This window comes from Cupriavidus sp. GW822-FHT02D05 (assembly GCF_058802485.1).
In genome coordinates this window covers 242,014-255,632 of sequence record NZ_JBXAOE010000007.1, presented here as the reverse complement: position 1 = coordinate 255,632, position 13,619 = coordinate 242,014, and the positions used below count along the sequence as shown (strand labels likewise).

Sequence of the window (13,619 nt, the reverse complement as noted above, 5' to 3'; positions counted from 1 at the left end):
ACCCTTTCAATGCTCGGTTTATACGTCGGGACAATTGTGTGTGGAATGCGCGCTCAAGCAGCCTGGAAAAGCACTACGTGAGCGTGTCCCTCAGTTAAACCAATGTTCCCGTGCTTTCATGATCAGCGCGCGGGCATCATCCTCGCCAAGACCAACCATGTCGACGAGTTCGTCGACGGCCAATTCGGCCAGTTCGTCACGCGTGTGGATATTGCCTTCGGCCAGCTTGCCGATCAGTTCCGGGGTCAGGCCGTCGAGCGAGCGCAGATCCTGCGACACCTCTTCCACCTTTTCTTCCCGGGCCAGTTCCATCGTCAAGAGCGCATCGCGGGCGCGGTTGCGCAGCTCGTTGACGGTATCTTCATCGAAGGCGTCGATTTCCAACATCTCGCTGATGGGCACATAGGCCACTTCTTCCAGCGTGGAGAAACCTTCGTCGATCAAGATGTCAGCCACTTCTTCGTCCACGTCCAGCTTGGCCATGAACAACTTGCGCACCACGTCGCTTTCCTCGGCTTGCTTCTGTGCCGATTCTTCCTGCGTCATGATGTTGATCTGCCAGCCGGTCAGCTCGGACGCCAGGCGTACGTTCTGACCACTGCGGCCGATGGCGACGGCGAGGTTTTCCTCGTCGACCACCACGTCCATGCTGTGCTTTTCCTCGTCGACAACGATCGACTGTACCTGTGCCGGCGCCAGGGCGCCAATCACGAACTGCGCCGGGTCTTCCGACCACAGCACGATGTCGACCGCCTCGCCGCCAATCTCGTTACGCACCGCGGTCACCCGCGTGCCGCGCACGCCGACGCAGGTACCGATCGGATCGATACGCTTGTCATGCGCCACCACGGCGATCTTGGCGCGCACGCCGGGGTCGCGAGCGGCTGCCTTGATTTCCAGCAGGCCCTGCTCCATCTCCGGCACTTCGTTCTCGAACAGCTTGATCAGGAACTCGGGCGCGGTGCGCGAGAGCTCGATCTGCGGACCGCGTGCCGTGCGGTCCACATTCAGGATATATGCGCGGACACGGTCGCCGGTGCGCAGGTTTTCCTTGGGGATGATCTGGTCGCGGGCCAGCAGCGCTTCGACGCGACCGGACTCGACGATCAGGCCCTTCTTGTCGGCACGCTTGACCGTGCCGGTCATGACCTTCTCGCCACGATCAAGGTAATCGTTGAGGATCTGCTCGCGCTCGGCGTCACGGATCTTCTGCAGGATCACCTGCTTGGCGGCTTGCGCACCGATACGGCCGAACTCGACCGACTCGATCTGCTCTTCGACAAACTCATCAAGCTGGATGTCCGGATCCTGCTCGCGTGCCTCGAACATGAGGATCTGCTTGTCCGGCTCCTGCAGGCCCTGTTCATCGGGGACTACAAGCCAGCGGCGGAACGTCTCGTGCTCACCGGACTCACGATCGATGGCGACGCGAATATCCACGTCTTCCTCGAAACGCTTCTTGGTTGCCGAAGCGAGTGCCGCTTCCAGCGCACCGAATACCACATCCTTGTCGACGTTCTTCTCACGCGCAAGCGCATCGACGAGCAACAGAACTTCGCGGCTCATTGCTTGTTCCCTTTTTTCTGATTTCCTTTGAAGTCGATCACCGGCACCAGGCGTGCGCGATCAACATCGGATATGGTGAATTCCAGCAGCGCCGTGCCGTTCTGGCCTTCGAACTCGAGGCCAATCTGCTCTGCCCCCGGCTCACCGGTAGGCGTCTGCAAGATGCCGACGAAGTTCTTCTGCCCGTTGACCGGAAGGCGCAAGGTAACCCTGGCTTCCTGGCCCGCGAAGCGGACGAAGTCAGCCAGTTTCTTGAGCGGCCGGTCCAGCCCCGGCGAGGACACTTCGAGGCGCTCGTAGTCGATGTTCTCGACGGTGAGCACGTGGGTAAGCTGACGGCTTACCTTCTCGCAATCCTCAATGACGATGCCGGTTTCAGGCTGATCGATATAGACGCGCATGAGTCCGCCTGGAGCGCGCTCGAGCTCAACCAGCTCGTACCCCATGCCGTTCAGGGTGGTTTCGATCAAATCTGCCAGATGCACTGTATTCCCGAATAATGGCCATCAATACCGTGGCAGACCCAGCCCATCGGCACGGCCGTCTTGGTTGACGGCTTCAGCCAGCTTGCCTGCCAGTCATCCCGACCGGCGCGCCGCGAAACACGGCAAGCACACGAAACGGGCGAAGCAAAAAAAAATGGGCGCAATGCCCATCATTCGCCCACCCTTTTTGCAGGATGACTTTTGAATAGACTTTGATTATACGCTGTCGCGGTGCAAAAGGCAAAGGCACCCAGCTTTGGCAAGACAGGGATGCGGCCTGCGCCGCTCTTTTCCCTGCCAGGCCCGCCCAAGGCACCCTGCCTCGCATCGCTCAACGATTGCCGTCGCGGCCACCACCACGAGGACGGCGATTGCCGTTGGGCTTGCCGGCCTGCGGCATCACATTCCCATTGGCTTCGCCACCACCGCGGCGCTGGGAACGATTCTGACCGCCGCCCATACCGCCCATACCGCCCATGCCGCCGCCCATGCCAGCGCCACGGCCGCCACTGCGGCCGCCGCGGCCCGGGCCGCCCGGGCCGCGGGGGGAACCCGCCGCGCCACCACCCAGCTTGGTGGTATGGGACGTCAGCAGGGTCGGGCCACCGATGTAGCCCATCGACGTTTGCATCGGATCCGGCTGGCCGCGGCCAGCACCGCTGCCGCGCGGGCCGTTGCCGCGGTTGACGCGCGGCAGGCCGTCCATGCCGGTCGGCATCGGCATGCCGGCAATGGCTGCCTCGGTGCGCTGCTGCCGGCCACCCACCTTGCTGCCGCCGCGGGGACCGCTATCCCCCTTGGACGGCGCCTTCAGGCCGATGGATGCCATCAGCGCGCGCACGTCGTCCGCCGCGAGTTCCTGCCAGCGGCCGCGCTTCAGGCCGCGCGGCAGCAGGAACTGGCCGTAACGGGTACGGATCAGGCGCGACACGGTCAGGCCGACGGCCTCGAACATGCGGCGGACTTCGCGGTTGCGGCCTTCGGTCAGCGCCACGTGGTACCAGTGGTTGATGCCTTCGCCACCACCGTCCGCGATGCGCAGAAAATTAGCCTCGCCATCGTCGAGCTTGATGCCATGCAGCAGGCGCTGGCGATCGGCCTCGGCCAGCTCACCCAGCGTGCGCACCGCATATTCGCGCTCCACGCCGTAGCGCGGATGCATGAACTTGTTGGCGATATCGCCCGAGGAGGTAAAGATCAGCAAGCCCTCGGTGTTGAAGTCGAGGCGGCCCACGGCCACCCACTTCCCTGCCTTGATGCGCGGCAGGCTGTCGAACACGGTCGGACGGCCTTCCGGATCCGACTGGCTGACGATTTCGCCGGACGGCTTGTGATACAGCAGCACGCGCGGAGGCTTGGACGACACACGGCGATGAATCAGCTTGCCGTTGACCCGGACCTGGTCGGCCGGCAGGATGCGCTGGCCGATGTGGGCAGGCAGGCCATTGACCGAAACCCGGCCCTGCAGGATCAGCTCTTCCATTTCCCGGCGCGAGCCCAGTCCACCCTCGGCGAGCACTTTGTGCAGCTTGGGCGCATCATCGTCTGCAGACAGCTCGCGCACCGGCTTGACCCGGGCTTGCGGACCACTCGACTCTTCCTGGTCGTACTGACCGGAAATGACAAAGCGGAACAGGTCCTCGCCGCTCGCGGCGGCGGGCGCCTTCTCAGGCACACCCGCGGCTGGGCGCTGCGCGCCGCCTTTGCCCTTGTTACCCTTGCCTTGCTGGCGCGGGCCACCTTGCTGCCCTTCGGCGCCACCACGGCGAGCCGCGCCTTGCGGCTGCAGGCCTTGCTGCGGCTTGCGCTTGCGGGCGCCATTCCCGTTCGGGTTGGCGCGCGCGCCGTCACGCTGGCGCTCGCCCGTGGCTTCTCCGCCAGCTTCGCTTGCGCCTTCGGCATTGTCACCGCTGAAGTTCCGGCGGCCTCGCGGCGCCGGGCGTTCGCCCTGCTGCTCGCCGGCCTGCACAGCCTCGCCTTCCGCGAGCTTGCGTTTGCCACGCGTACGTCCCTTCCTTGCGCCGTCGCCACGCGCGTCTTGCGCGGCGCCCGCATCGGGGCCGCCCGCAGGGATTGCCGCCCCGCCGTCCGCGGCACGGTCGCCGTCGCGGTCCTGCGCGGCCTGGCGGCGCGTGGCCACCAGATTGCGCAAGCCACGGCGCAGGCCCTTGCGGCGCGGCGCGCCATCGGTGCCGGCGCCGCCTTCGGCGCCATTGCCGGCATCGCCGGCCGGCGTATCCGCCTGGCGGACGTCTTGATCAGAATCGGACAAGGTATTCACATTCGGATGTTGCATGGTGTTCAGTTGGACACGCGCTGGTCGTGCTCGTCGTGCTCGCTGGGGTGCGCCGGATTCGTCGTGGACGCCCCCGGGACTTCGGACGCCTGCTCGCCGGAGGCCACTTGTACGTGGTAACCGTTGGCGGGCGTGTCCGTTTGCTCATTTGTTTCACCGTCTTCGACGGCTTGCTCCGCGGCTATGTCGCCAGACAGCGCGCCGGCGGGCTCGGCGGACACCGGCTCGCTCCCTGGCTCACTGCCTGGCCCGGGCGTCGCCGGCACTTCCGCCTCGGCCTCGGGCGCGGGTGTGAACCCGGCTTCCGCTTGCGCCAAGGCCTCCTTCCTTTCAAACGCATCCACCAAATCGGCGATGCCATCCATGGCGCCGGCCGCAAGACCGTCGTGGGCAACCACGCCGGAAGAGGTCGGTTCACCCTCTCCGGCATCCGCCGCAACCAGCGCGGCAGCGCCGGCCTGATCAGCGCCAGGTTCCGCGAATGCCTCTTCGTCGCTATCCGCCGGCACCTTGCCCAGCGCCTCGAAGTCAATCGGCTCCTGATTCAGCAGCGCGACCTGCGCCTGGGCCTGGATGTCCTCCAGCGGCGGCAATTCATCGAGCGTGCGCAGGCCAAGGTCATCAAGGAAGTTCTTGGTGGTGGCATAAAGCGCAGGCCGCCCGGGCACGTCACGGTGGCCGATCACCTCGATCCAGCTGCGGTCCTCGAGCTTCTTCACGACTTCGGTGCTGACCGCGACACCACGGATTTCCTCGATATCGCCCCGCGTGACCGGTTGCCGGTAGGCAATGATCGCCAGCGTCTCCATCACGGCGCGGGAGTACTTGGGCGGCTTTTCAGGATTCAGCCGATCCAGGTATTCACGCATGACAGGGCGGCTCTGGAAACGCCAGCCACTGGCCAGTGCCACGAGTTCCACGCCGCGTTGCTCCCAGTCGCGGCGCAGCTCTTCGAGCAGCACACGAATGGTGTCGGCACCGACGTCGTCGGCAAACAGCCGGCGCAAGTCATTGACGCGCAAGGGTTCCTGCGCGCAGATCAGCGCGGTCTCGAGGACGATCTTCGCCTCTTGGGTATTCATGTTGATTGCGTGCAGCCTGTCTTTGCACCTGCGCCCCGGTTGATCCCGGGCGCACTGGAGATTGCGGGTTCAGCGGTAGGGATTGCCACCGCCATCTGGCCGCGCAGCCAACCGCATGCTTGATGCATGCCAGCCGTGCGCCTTCTTTTATTGCATCGGGTGCCGGACCTGACCGGCAGGAGATCGCCCGGCCACCGGCATTATCTGCCAGTCGACGGAGCCCTTGCGTCGCGCCTTCCCCCTGATGTGGCGGACCTGTCCGGCGCGGCGTTTATCATCGAACGCGCCGGGTGCAAGAAAATACGGATATCGGGCCTGCTGGCCTATTTCACCCCGCCCTGCCGTAGCTGGTCTTTTGAACCGAATCTTTTGAACCGGACGGCGGATGGGGAACGGTCCCTGGCGCTGATGCCTGCCTGGGTGTTCCTGGCATGCATCCCTGAGCAGCGGATGCTACCTGACGATGCCACGATGAAATACGTGCGCGATATCGCTGTTCTTGCGATTGTATGGCATTCCCTGGCAAACCTGCAACCGATTCGCACAGCTACCTCAGCGAAGAAGTGACAGATACACCACGAAGCAGCGCTTCAGAAGACCAGGCAGAATCCATGCGCGGCAAGCGTCTCAGGCAAAAGCAGCGCGCGCGCCACCCCGGCCAAGCCAAAGGCCACCACCGCAAGCCCAGCGCCAGCCCGCAACGCCGGGCGCCGCGAAAGCTGCCTGAGATAGCCGGACAGGCCCGAGATCACCAGCAGGTTCGGCAGGGTGCCCAGGCCAAACACGGCCATCACCAGCGCGCCCGACGGGGCATTGCCGGCCAGCAACGCCATGGCAAGAGCACCGTACACCATGCCGCACGGGACCAGCCCCCAGGCTAGCCCCATGCCGTAGCGGCGCAGCAACCGGCCCTGCCCATACGCCCGGGCCACAGCCGGCAAGCGCGCCCCGACGGCACCAAGGCCGCGCAGCAAGCCACCCGCGCCCCGGGCGGCGAGCCGCTCCAGCCAACCCGTACCCATGGTGCGCCCGCGCAACATCCACAAGCCCGACAGCACCAGCATTACACTGCCGACCCCGAACAGCCAGCGCTGCAGCGGCAGGTACTGCGTCTTCCAGACGCCGGCGCCAAGGGCGCCCAGCAAGCCTCCCAGCACCGCATACATGCTCAGCCGCCCGGCATGCATGACAAGCAGTTCCAGCAACCAATGGCCGGGACGCCGGAGCACCGTGGCAGGCACGCGCGCAACGCCGCCCTGCTCCGCCGCCAGCGCGATCCCGCCGCACATGGCGGCGCAGTGCACGCCGCCCAGCAAAGCCAAGGTAAATACGCTGATAAGCACGCCTATGGTCAACTTCTCCTCCCAATCACACAATCGCAACGTCTGGCGCGGTAAAATGCGGCGAACGCGCCCCCGCAGCTCCAAGAGGCGCTATCAACATGAGGCCTTGCGCCCGCGCACACCAGCGCGCTCGCACAACATGACGACGGGCACGGCAAGCCGCGCTGCACAGATAGCGCACTGCCGCAAGACCCGCGCGCCAGGCCGATGTGGATAGCGCTTCCAACCGACGACTCTCAACGTCAAGCTCTCAACTCAATGCGCCCGCCACATCGCGCTTGACTGACTGCGCTAAACCGACAGGCCCCAATTGCTCACCACCATTCCCATTACCGAGATGTCGCCCCGCTGCTCCACTTGCTCGCTCGGCCAGCTCTGCCTGCCCGTCGGCATGTCGCAGCAGGACCTCGAAAAGATGGATACGCTGGTCCAGGACCGGGTGCGCGTACGCAAGGGCGAAACCCTGTACCGCCTCGGCGATCCTCTCACCGCCGTCTACGCGATCCGCTTCGGCACGCTCAAGACCCACCTGACAATGGAAGACGGCCGCTCGCAGATCACGGGCTTCCACCTTCCCGGCGAAGTCGTCGGCCTCGACGGCCTTGGCGAGATGCAGCATGCGTCGGACGCCACCGCGCTGGAAGATACCGAAGTCTGCGTGGTACGCTTTGGCGATCTCCAGACGCTGTCCAACGTCCTGCCGTCGCTGCAGCATCAGTTCATGCGCCTGATGAGCAAGGAGATCTCGCAGGACCAGGTCATGTTGATCACGCTCGGATCGATGCGCGCCGAGGAGCGGCTTGCCGCTTTCCTGATCAACCTGTCCGAGCGCTTGTCCGCGCGCGGCTATTCGGCCTCCGAGTTCGTGCTGCGCATGAGCCGCGAGGAAATCGGCAGCTACCTGGGGCTCAAGCTCGAAACCGTCAGCCGCCTGTTCTCGCGCTTTGCGGAAGCCGGCCTGATCCAGATCCGCCAGCGCCACGTCAAGCTGGTCGACATGGTGGGGATCAAGCAGATCGTCAACAAGTCCTGCTGACCTGCACGTCGCGCGCCGCCCTCGCCCGCGGCGGCTCGCCGCGATGCCGCGCCTGCTGGCCTGAACCGGCAAGGCGCGCATCGCAATCACTCCAGCTCGTCCGTGTCCGCCAGCCGCGTGGGCATGGTGTACAGCGTCAAGCCGCTCGACAGCGCGCACAGCACCCACGCGATCAGGAAACCCACGGTGTAGACCGCCTCCCGCGATGCCTCGACCGGCTGGCCGAAGAAGCGCAGGTCGCCGGGATCGACCATGGAGAATACCAGCGCGGTCGTCAGCCCGGCGACCAGGAAAGCGGGCCACAGCACCCACATCAGCCAGCGTAGCCTCATGATCACCTCGCTTGCGCCGCGACCGGCGCTGCCTGGCGTGCCGCGCTGCCCGCCTTCTCAACCACCAGGCCGTGGCGCGCCACCCCTTCCTCAATGGGCGGATCCGGATGGGTCATGGCCAGCCAGATCGTGACCCCGCAGGCCACCATGGCCACGAACGGCCCACTCATCAGCAGCCACGGCCATGGCTCCTTCCACCAGGGATTACTTTGCTGCGTCATCTGGCCTCCTCTAGATCTAGATCGCGTATGTTGCGTACGGATTGGTGCAACCAGCGTCCCTGCCGCCTCATAGATTGCGCGGCACGATAAAGCTGGTGCTCTGTCGAATCTCCGCGCCATGGCTCCCCGCGCCCTCGTCGGGCACCGCGGTCACTGTGACCTCGATCTTGTGCGTGCCCTGCGCCGCGGACTCGATCGGCACGCGCACCCGGATGGGAATCAGGCGATTGGACGTGGGCTCCAGGTTGCCGGCAGCGTGATCATATTCCACAGCCAGGCCCTTGAGCTCATCGCTGCCCGCGCTGACGGCGACGCGCATTGGCGCCTCGGTCGTGTTGATCAGCTGCAGCCGGTACACGTTCTCGATCCAGCGCCCTTCCACTTCCCGCCCCAGCGCGCCGCGGTCGCGGATGATATCGACCTTGAGCGGCGTGCGCATGGCCAGCGAGGCCATGAAGCCGGCGACCAGCGCCAGCCAGATCACCGAGTAGATCACCGTGCGCGGCCGCACCAGGCGCTTGCGCGCCACGGTCTCGGAGAGCGCGCTGCGCATGGCGTTCTCGGACGTATAGCGGATCAGCCCGCGCGGGTAAGCCATCTTGTCCATGACCTGGTTGCAGGCGTCGATACAGGCGCCGCAGCCAATGCAGTCGTATTGCAGGCCATCGCGGATATCGATGCCAGTAGGACAGACCTGCACGCAGATGCTGCAATTCACGCACGAGCCCAGCCCGGCGGCCTTGTGGTCCGCCTTGCGCGAGCGGCTGCCGCGCGGCTCGCCGCGGCCCACGTCATAGGTGACCACATAGGTGTCGCGATCCACCATCACGCTCTGGAAGCGCGCATACGGGCACATGTACTTGCAGACCTGCTCGCGCATGAAGCCGGCGTTGCCCCAGGTGGCAAACGAGTAAAACAGCATCCAGAACGTCTGCCACGGACCCAGCGAGAGGCTCAGCACCTGCGCGCCGAGCGTGCGAATGGGCGAGAAATAGCCGACGAAGGTAAAGCCCGTCCATAGCGCGATCACGATCCAGAGCGTGTGCTTGGTGGCCTTCAGGCGCAGCTTGCGCACGCTCCAAGGATCGCCGTCCAGGCGGATGCGGGCAAAGCGGTCGCCTTCCACATGCCGCTCGATCCACATGAAGATCTCGGTGTACACCGTCTGCGGACAAGCGTAGCCGCAAAACAGCCGCCCCGCGATCGCCGTGAAGAGAAACAGCGACACCGCGGAGATCACCAGCAGCACGGCAAGGTAGATCACGTCCTGGGGCCACAGCACCAGGCCAAAGATATAGAACTTGCGCGCGCCGAGATCGAACAACATGGCCTGGCGGCCATTCCACTGCAGCCAGGGCATGCCATAGAAGAACAGCTGGGTCAGGACCACCATCCAGACCCGCCAGCTCGAGAACGCACCCGACACCGAGCGCGGATAGATCTTGCGGCGGACTTCGTACAGGGTCTCGTCCGACGTTTCCGCGTCCGCCGAATCAGGCGTGGGCGCTCGCAGCGGCGCCCACGCGGCCCCGTTCCTTTCAAGCGGCTCCGGTCCGGGGGCGTTCATGGGCGAACACCCCCGCCGCGGTGCGGGCCCGGCTGACAAGCATAAGCGCAGTGGCTCATTGCTTCGCCCCCTCGCCTGCGCCGCCGGTGTTGGACAGGCCCCAGACATAGGCCGTCAACATGCGGATACGCTCTGGCGTGAGGATTTCCTCGTGCGCCGGCATATGGTTGTTGTGGCCCTTCAGGATGGCGTCGACGATGTTCGCCTCCGAGCTGCCGTACAGCCACACGCGGTCCGACAGGTTAGGCGCGCCAAGCGCCTGGTTGCCCTTGCCGGTGGAGCCATGGCAGGCCGCGCAGGTGGACTTGAACGTGCTCTCGCCGCGCGAGGCGCGGATCGGGTCGTAAGACAGGCCGGACAGCGAGCGCACGTATTGCGCCACGTCGCCAGCGAGCTTGCCGTCGATGGTCGAGGCGAACGACGGCATCACGCCGTTGCGGCCCTTGGTAATGGTCTGCGTGATGGTCTCGGGCTCCCCGCCGTACAGCCAGTCGTTATCGGTCAGGTTGGGAAAGCCGCGGCTGCCGCGCGCATCGGAGCCGTGGCATTGCGCGCAGTAGTTGAGAAACAGGCGTTGCCCGATCTCGCGCGCCGCCGGGTCGGCCGCCACCTGCTTGACGTCCATCTGCATGTACTTGCCATAGACCTCGCGCTGCAGTTGTTCGGCCGCCTGGCGGTGCGCCTCCAGCTCAACCCGGCTGGAGGTCTTGAGCACGCCGGCGTAGGATCCCAGGCCGGGGTACAGCACTAGGTAACCCAGGCCAAAGATGCATGCCAGCAGGAACATCCACATCCACCAGCGTGGCAGCGGGTTGTTCAGCTCGCGCAGGTCGCCGTCCCACACGTGGCCGGTGTCCTCGGGCGCACCCACAATCTTGGTGACCTTGCGCTGGGAAAACAGCAGCCACACGCACCAGACGATGCCGACCAGCGCGATGGCGGCAATGTAGTAGCTCCAGAAATCCGTGAAGAAGTCGCTCATGACTCAGTGTTCCTGCTTGGTGTTGTTTGCGCCGCCGGCATGACGCGCGACGCGGTGGCCGGCATCGGGCCTGGCGTCTTGGCGTGCGGCCAGCGGCTCGTCGGGCAAGGCGAACGGCAGCATGGCCGACTCCTGGTTGGCGGCCTTGCGCCCTGACGACCAGGCCCACCAGCAGATGGCAATGAAGGCAGCCATCGAGACCACGGTGGAAAACGCGGTGATCATTGCCATGGCTTACTCCTTGGCCGGCGTGGCCGCGGGCTGCGCGGCAGCCGCGGTATCGACACGCACATTGCGCTTGGCGATGCCAAGCTCCTGCAGGTAGGCGACCATCGCGTCTTCCTCGGTCTTGCCGGCCAGCGTGGCAGGCGCCTGCTCAATCTCGGCGTCGGTGTACGGCACGCCGAGACGGCGCAGCGCACGCATGCGGTCGCGGACATCGTTGGTCTGCAACGGCGTTTTCTCCAGCCACGGGTAGGACGGCATCACCGATTCGGGCACCACGTCGCGCGGATTGCGCAAGTGGATGCGCTGCCAGTCATCGGAGTAGCGTCCGCCCACGCGCGCCAGGTCGGGACCGGTACGCTTGGAGCCCCACAGGAAGGGATGGTCGTAGACCGATTCGCCCGCCGTGGAGTAGTGGCCATAGCGCTCGACATCGCCTTGCAAGGTGCGCACCTGCTGCGAATGGCAGCCCACGCAGCCCTCGCGGATATAGATATCGCGGCCCATCAGGCGCAGCGCGGAGTACGGCTTGATACCCGCGTCGGGCTCGGTGGTGGAGTGCTGGAAGAACAGCGGCACGATCTGGACGAGCCCGGCGATGCTGACCACCAGGATGGTACAGATGATCAGCCACCCGATATTCTTCTCCAGGGTCTCGTGCGTAAAGAAGCTTCGTTTTTCGGACATCGTTTCTATCCTGGAATGATCAATGGGCGGAGGCGGAAACGCTGGTCGGGATCAGTGCATCCACGGCAGGCTTGCCGATGATGGTCCTGGCCACGTTGTATGCCATCAGCAGCATGCCTGAGAGGAAGCACAAGCCACCCAGCAAGCGGATCAGGTAGAACGGGTACTTGGCCTTGACCGCTTCCACGAAGGCGTAGGTCAGCGTGCCGTCGGGCTGGGTGGCGCGCCACATCAGGCCCTCCATCACACCGGCAATCCACATCGAGGCGATGTACAGCACCACGCCGATGGTAGCGATCCAGAAATGCAGCTCGATCAGGCGCACGCTGTACATCTCCTTCTCGCCAAAGAGCCGCGGGATCAGGTAGTAGAGCGAACCGATCGAGATCATCGCGACCCAGCCCAGCGCGCCGGAGTGCACGTGGCCAATGGTCCAGTCCGTGTAGTGCGACAGCGCGTTGACGGTCTTGATCGACATCATCGAGCCCTCGAAGGTCGCCATGCCGTAGAACGACAGCGCCACCACCAGGAACTTGAGGATGGGATCGGTGCGCAGCTTGTGCCAGGCACCCGACAAGGTCATGATGCCGTTGATCATGCCGCCCCACGAAGGCGCCAGCAGGATCAGCGAGAACACCATGCCGAGCGATTGCGCCCAGTCCGGCAGCGAGGTGAACTGCAGGTGGTGGGGACCAGCCCACATATAGGTGAAGTTGAGCGCCCAGAAGTGAACGATCGACAGGCGGTAGGAATAGATCGGGCGGCCGGCCTGCTTGGGGATGAAGTAATACATCATGCCCAGGAAGCTGGTGGTCAGGAAGAAGCCCACCGCGTTATGGCCGTACCACCACTGCACCATGGCGTCCTGCACGCCGGCATACGCCGAGTAGGACTTCCACATGCCCACCGGCATCTCGGCGTTGTTGACGAGATGCAGGATGGCGATGGTCAGGATGTACGCGCCGAAGAACCAGTTGGCCACGTAGATATGGCGGGTCTTGCGCTTCATGATGGTGCCGAAGAACACGATGGCATAAGCCACCCAGACCAGCGTGATCAGGATGTCGATCGGCCATTCGAGCTCGGCGTATTCCTTCGAGCTGGTGATGCCCAGCGGCAGCGTGATGACCGCGGCCACGATCACCAGTTGCCAGCCCCAGAACGTGAAGGCCGCCAGTGGGCCGCAGAACAGCCGCGCCTGGCAGGTGCGCTGCACGATGTAGTACGAAGTAGCGAACAGCGCGCTGCCGCCGAAGGCGAAGATGACCGCATTGGTGTGCAGCGGGCGCAAGCGTCCGAACGACAGCCATGGCGTGTTGAAATTAAGCTCCGGCCAGATCAACTGTGCCGCGAGCAGAACGCCTACGGCCATACCGACAATCCCCCAGACTACCGTCATGACGGCAAACTGCCGCACAACGCCGTAATTGAAGGTGTCGGCGCGAGAATACGCGGCGGTGACAGCCATTCAGACCCCCAGATTGGATAAACATGAATTGATGTTGTGACTGTAGGAAAAGCGCGCGCAAGCTGTCTTGATCTGTATCAAGCGCACCGGAAAGCATGGGAACTCAGGTGCAACGGCGTCTCACATCCGCACACACGGCAACGCGGCCGCGCACGGGCACGGCCGCATTGCCGTGATCACTCAGGGCTTATCGTTGTCGAGCAGAATGGCCTCGCCGGGCCGGTCGAGGTCGTCGTATTGCCCGGCGTGCAGCGCCCACCAGAGCGCGCCGGCGATCACCGCGACCAGCACCAGACTCATCGGCACCAGCAGGTAGAGCATGTCCATGG

Annotated in this window: 14 protein-coding genes and 1 pseudogene; 2 read left to right on the top strand and 13 right to left on the bottom strand. The window is 64.7% G+C overall.

The window, feature by feature from the left end:
* Nucleotides 1-90: 90 nt before the first annotated feature.
* The 4 genes from nusA to scpB form a co-directional block, all read right to left on the bottom strand.
* Nucleotides 91-1,566 carry a transcription termination factor NusA gene (gene nusA / locus AC1RQK_RS12020; protein ID WP_043347317.1) on the bottom strand — a complete coding sequence of 492 codons (1,476 nt, stop codon included), beginning with the start codon at nt 1,564-1,566 and terminating at the stop codon, nt 91-93.
* Complete coding sequence (gene rimP / locus AC1RQK_RS12015) at nt 1,563-2,051, bottom strand: ribosome maturation factor RimP (RefSeq protein ID WP_043347318.1); 489 nt, start codon at nt 2,049-2,051, stop codon at nt 1,563-1,565. The genes nusA and rimP overlap by 4 nt, the downstream gene beginning before the upstream one ends.
* A gap of 331 nt (nt 2,052-2,382) precedes the next feature.
* Nucleotides 2,383-4,347: a 23S rRNA pseudouridine(2605) synthase RluB gene (gene rluB, locus AC1RQK_RS12010; protein WP_492809180.1), complete on the bottom strand. Its 1,965-nt coding sequence runs from the start codon at nt 4,345-4,347 to the stop codon at nt 2,383-2,385.
* A gap of 5 nt (nt 4,348-4,352) precedes the next feature.
* Nucleotides 4,353-5,429 carry an SMC-Scp complex subunit ScpB gene (gene scpB, locus AC1RQK_RS12005; protein WP_492809179.1) on the bottom strand — a complete coding sequence of 359 codons (1,077 nt, stop codon included), beginning with the start codon at nt 5,427-5,429 and terminating at the stop codon, nt 4,353-4,355.
* A gap of 126 nt (nt 5,430-5,555) precedes the next feature.
* On the opposite strand from scpB, the gene AC1RQK_RS12000 reads away from it, so the two are divergent.
* The gene (locus AC1RQK_RS12000) at nt 5,556-5,996 is read left to right on the top strand and encodes a hypothetical protein (RefSeq protein ID WP_492809178.1); all 441 of its coding nucleotides are present in this window, start codon (nt 5,556-5,558) and stop codon (nt 5,994-5,996) included.
* A 23-nt stretch (nt 5,997-6,019) separates the two neighbouring features.
* On the opposite strand, the gene AC1RQK_RS11995 is transcribed toward AC1RQK_RS12000, so the two are convergent.
* Nucleotides 6,020-6,784 carry a sulfite exporter TauE/SafE family protein gene (locus AC1RQK_RS11995; RefSeq protein WP_492809177.1) on the bottom strand — a complete coding sequence of 255 codons (765 nt, stop codon included), beginning with the start codon at nt 6,782-6,784 and terminating at the stop codon, nt 6,020-6,022.
* A 298-nt stretch (nt 6,785-7,082) separates the two neighbouring features.
* On the opposite strand from AC1RQK_RS11995, the gene fnr reads away from it, so the two are divergent.
* Nucleotides 7,083-7,808: a fumarate/nitrate reduction transcriptional regulator Fnr gene (gene fnr, locus AC1RQK_RS11990; protein ID WP_150990999.1), complete on the top strand. Its 726-nt coding sequence runs from the start codon at nt 7,083-7,085 to the stop codon at nt 7,806-7,808.
* Between the two features lie 86 nt (nt 7,809-7,894).
* Here fnr and AC1RQK_RS11985 read toward each other — a convergent pair whose 3' ends face one another.
* From AC1RQK_RS11985 to ccoS, 8 genes and pseudogenes are all read right to left on the bottom strand, one after another.
* Nucleotides 7,895-8,140, bottom strand: coding sequence for a hypothetical protein (locus tag AC1RQK_RS11985; RefSeq protein ID WP_253927466.1), 246 nt, complete (start codon nt 8,138-8,140; stop codon nt 7,895-7,897).
* A 2-nt stretch (nt 8,141-8,142) separates the two neighbouring features.
* Complete coding sequence (locus AC1RQK_RS11980) at nt 8,143-8,361, bottom strand: membrane protein (protein WP_043347331.1); 219 nt, start codon at nt 8,359-8,361, stop codon at nt 8,143-8,145.
* Nucleotides 8,362-8,428: 67 nt separating this feature from the next.
* Nucleotides 8,429-9,928, bottom strand: coding sequence for a cytochrome c oxidase accessory protein CcoG (gene ccoG, locus AC1RQK_RS11975; RefSeq protein ID WP_492372405.1), 1,500 nt, complete (start codon nt 9,926-9,928; stop codon nt 8,429-8,431).
* 55 nt (nt 9,929-9,983) lie between these two features.
* Nucleotides 9,984-10,910, bottom strand: a complete 927-nt coding sequence (ccoP, locus tag AC1RQK_RS11970) for a cytochrome-c oxidase, cbb3-type subunit III (protein WP_492372406.1) — start codon at nt 10,908-10,910, stop codon at nt 9,984-9,986.
* A 96-nt stretch (nt 10,911-11,006) separates the two neighbouring features.
* Nucleotides 11,007-11,141: pseudogene (locus AC1RQK_RS11965) on the bottom strand (cbb3-type cytochrome oxidase subunit 3); the annotation flags it as partial.
* A gap of 3 nt (nt 11,142-11,144) precedes the next feature.
* Entirely contained in the window at nt 11,145-11,822 is a 678-nt protein-coding gene (ccoO, locus tag AC1RQK_RS11960; protein ID WP_150990991.1) for a cytochrome-c oxidase, cbb3-type subunit II, read from the bottom strand.
* A 19-nt stretch (nt 11,823-11,841) separates the two neighbouring features.
* Nucleotides 11,842-13,290 (bottom strand): cytochrome-c oxidase, cbb3-type subunit I, encoded by a 1,449-nt coding sequence (ccoN, locus tag AC1RQK_RS11955; protein WP_043347346.1) that lies wholly within the window; start codon nt 13,288-13,290, stop codon nt 11,842-11,844.
* Between the two features lie 180 nt (nt 13,291-13,470).
* A complete protein-coding gene (gene ccoS / locus AC1RQK_RS11950; RefSeq protein WP_006162067.1) occupies nt 13,471-13,617 on the bottom strand; it encodes a cbb3-type cytochrome oxidase assembly protein CcoS in 147 nt (48 codons plus the stop codon).
* Nucleotides 13,618-13,619 lie beyond the last annotated feature (2 nt).

What these genes read in the sequence shown, in the direction of transcription:
- nusA (WP_043347317.1), bottom strand. Translation starts at nt 1,566, where the DNA reads ATGAGCCGCGAAGTTCTGTTGCTCGTCGATGCGCTTGCGCGTGAGAAG.
- rluB (WP_492809180.1), bottom strand. Translation starts at nt 4,347, where the DNA reads ATGCAACATCCGAATGTGAATACCTTGTCCGATTCTGATCAAGACGTC.
- scpB (WP_492809179.1), bottom strand. Translation starts at nt 5,429, where the DNA reads ATGAATACCCAAGAGGCGAAGATCGTCCTCGAGACCGCGCTGATCTGC.
- AC1RQK_RS12000 (WP_492809178.1), top strand. Translation starts at nt 5,556, where the DNA reads ATGCCAGCCGTGCGCCTTCTTTTATTGCATCGGGTGCCGGACCTGACC.
- AC1RQK_RS11985 (WP_253927466.1), bottom strand. Translation starts at nt 8,140, where the DNA reads ATGAGGCTACGCTGGCTGATGTGGGTGCTGTGGCCCGCTTTCCTGGTC.
- AC1RQK_RS11980 (WP_043347331.1), bottom strand. Translation starts at nt 8,361, where the DNA reads ATGACGCAGCAAAGTAATCCCTGGTGGAAGGAGCCATGGCCGTGGCTG.
- ccoG (WP_492372405.1), bottom strand. Translation starts at nt 9,928, where the DNA reads ATGAACGCCCCCGGACCGGAGCCGCTTGAAAGGAACGGGGCCGCGTGG.
- ccoP (WP_492372406.1), bottom strand. Translation starts at nt 10,910, where the DNA reads ATGAGCGACTTCTTCACGGATTTCTGGAGCTACTACATTGCCGCCATC.
- ccoO (WP_150990991.1), bottom strand. Translation starts at nt 11,822, where the DNA reads ATGTCCGAAAAACGAAGCTTCTTTACGCACGAGACCCTGGAGAAGAAT.
- ccoN (WP_043347346.1), bottom strand. Translation starts at nt 13,290, where the DNA reads ATGGCTGTCACCGCCGCGTATTCTCGCGCCGACACCTTCAATTACGGC.
- ccoS (WP_006162067.1), bottom strand. Translation starts at nt 13,617, where the DNA reads ATGGACATGCTCTACCTGCTGGTGCCGATGAGTCTGGTGCTGGTCGCG.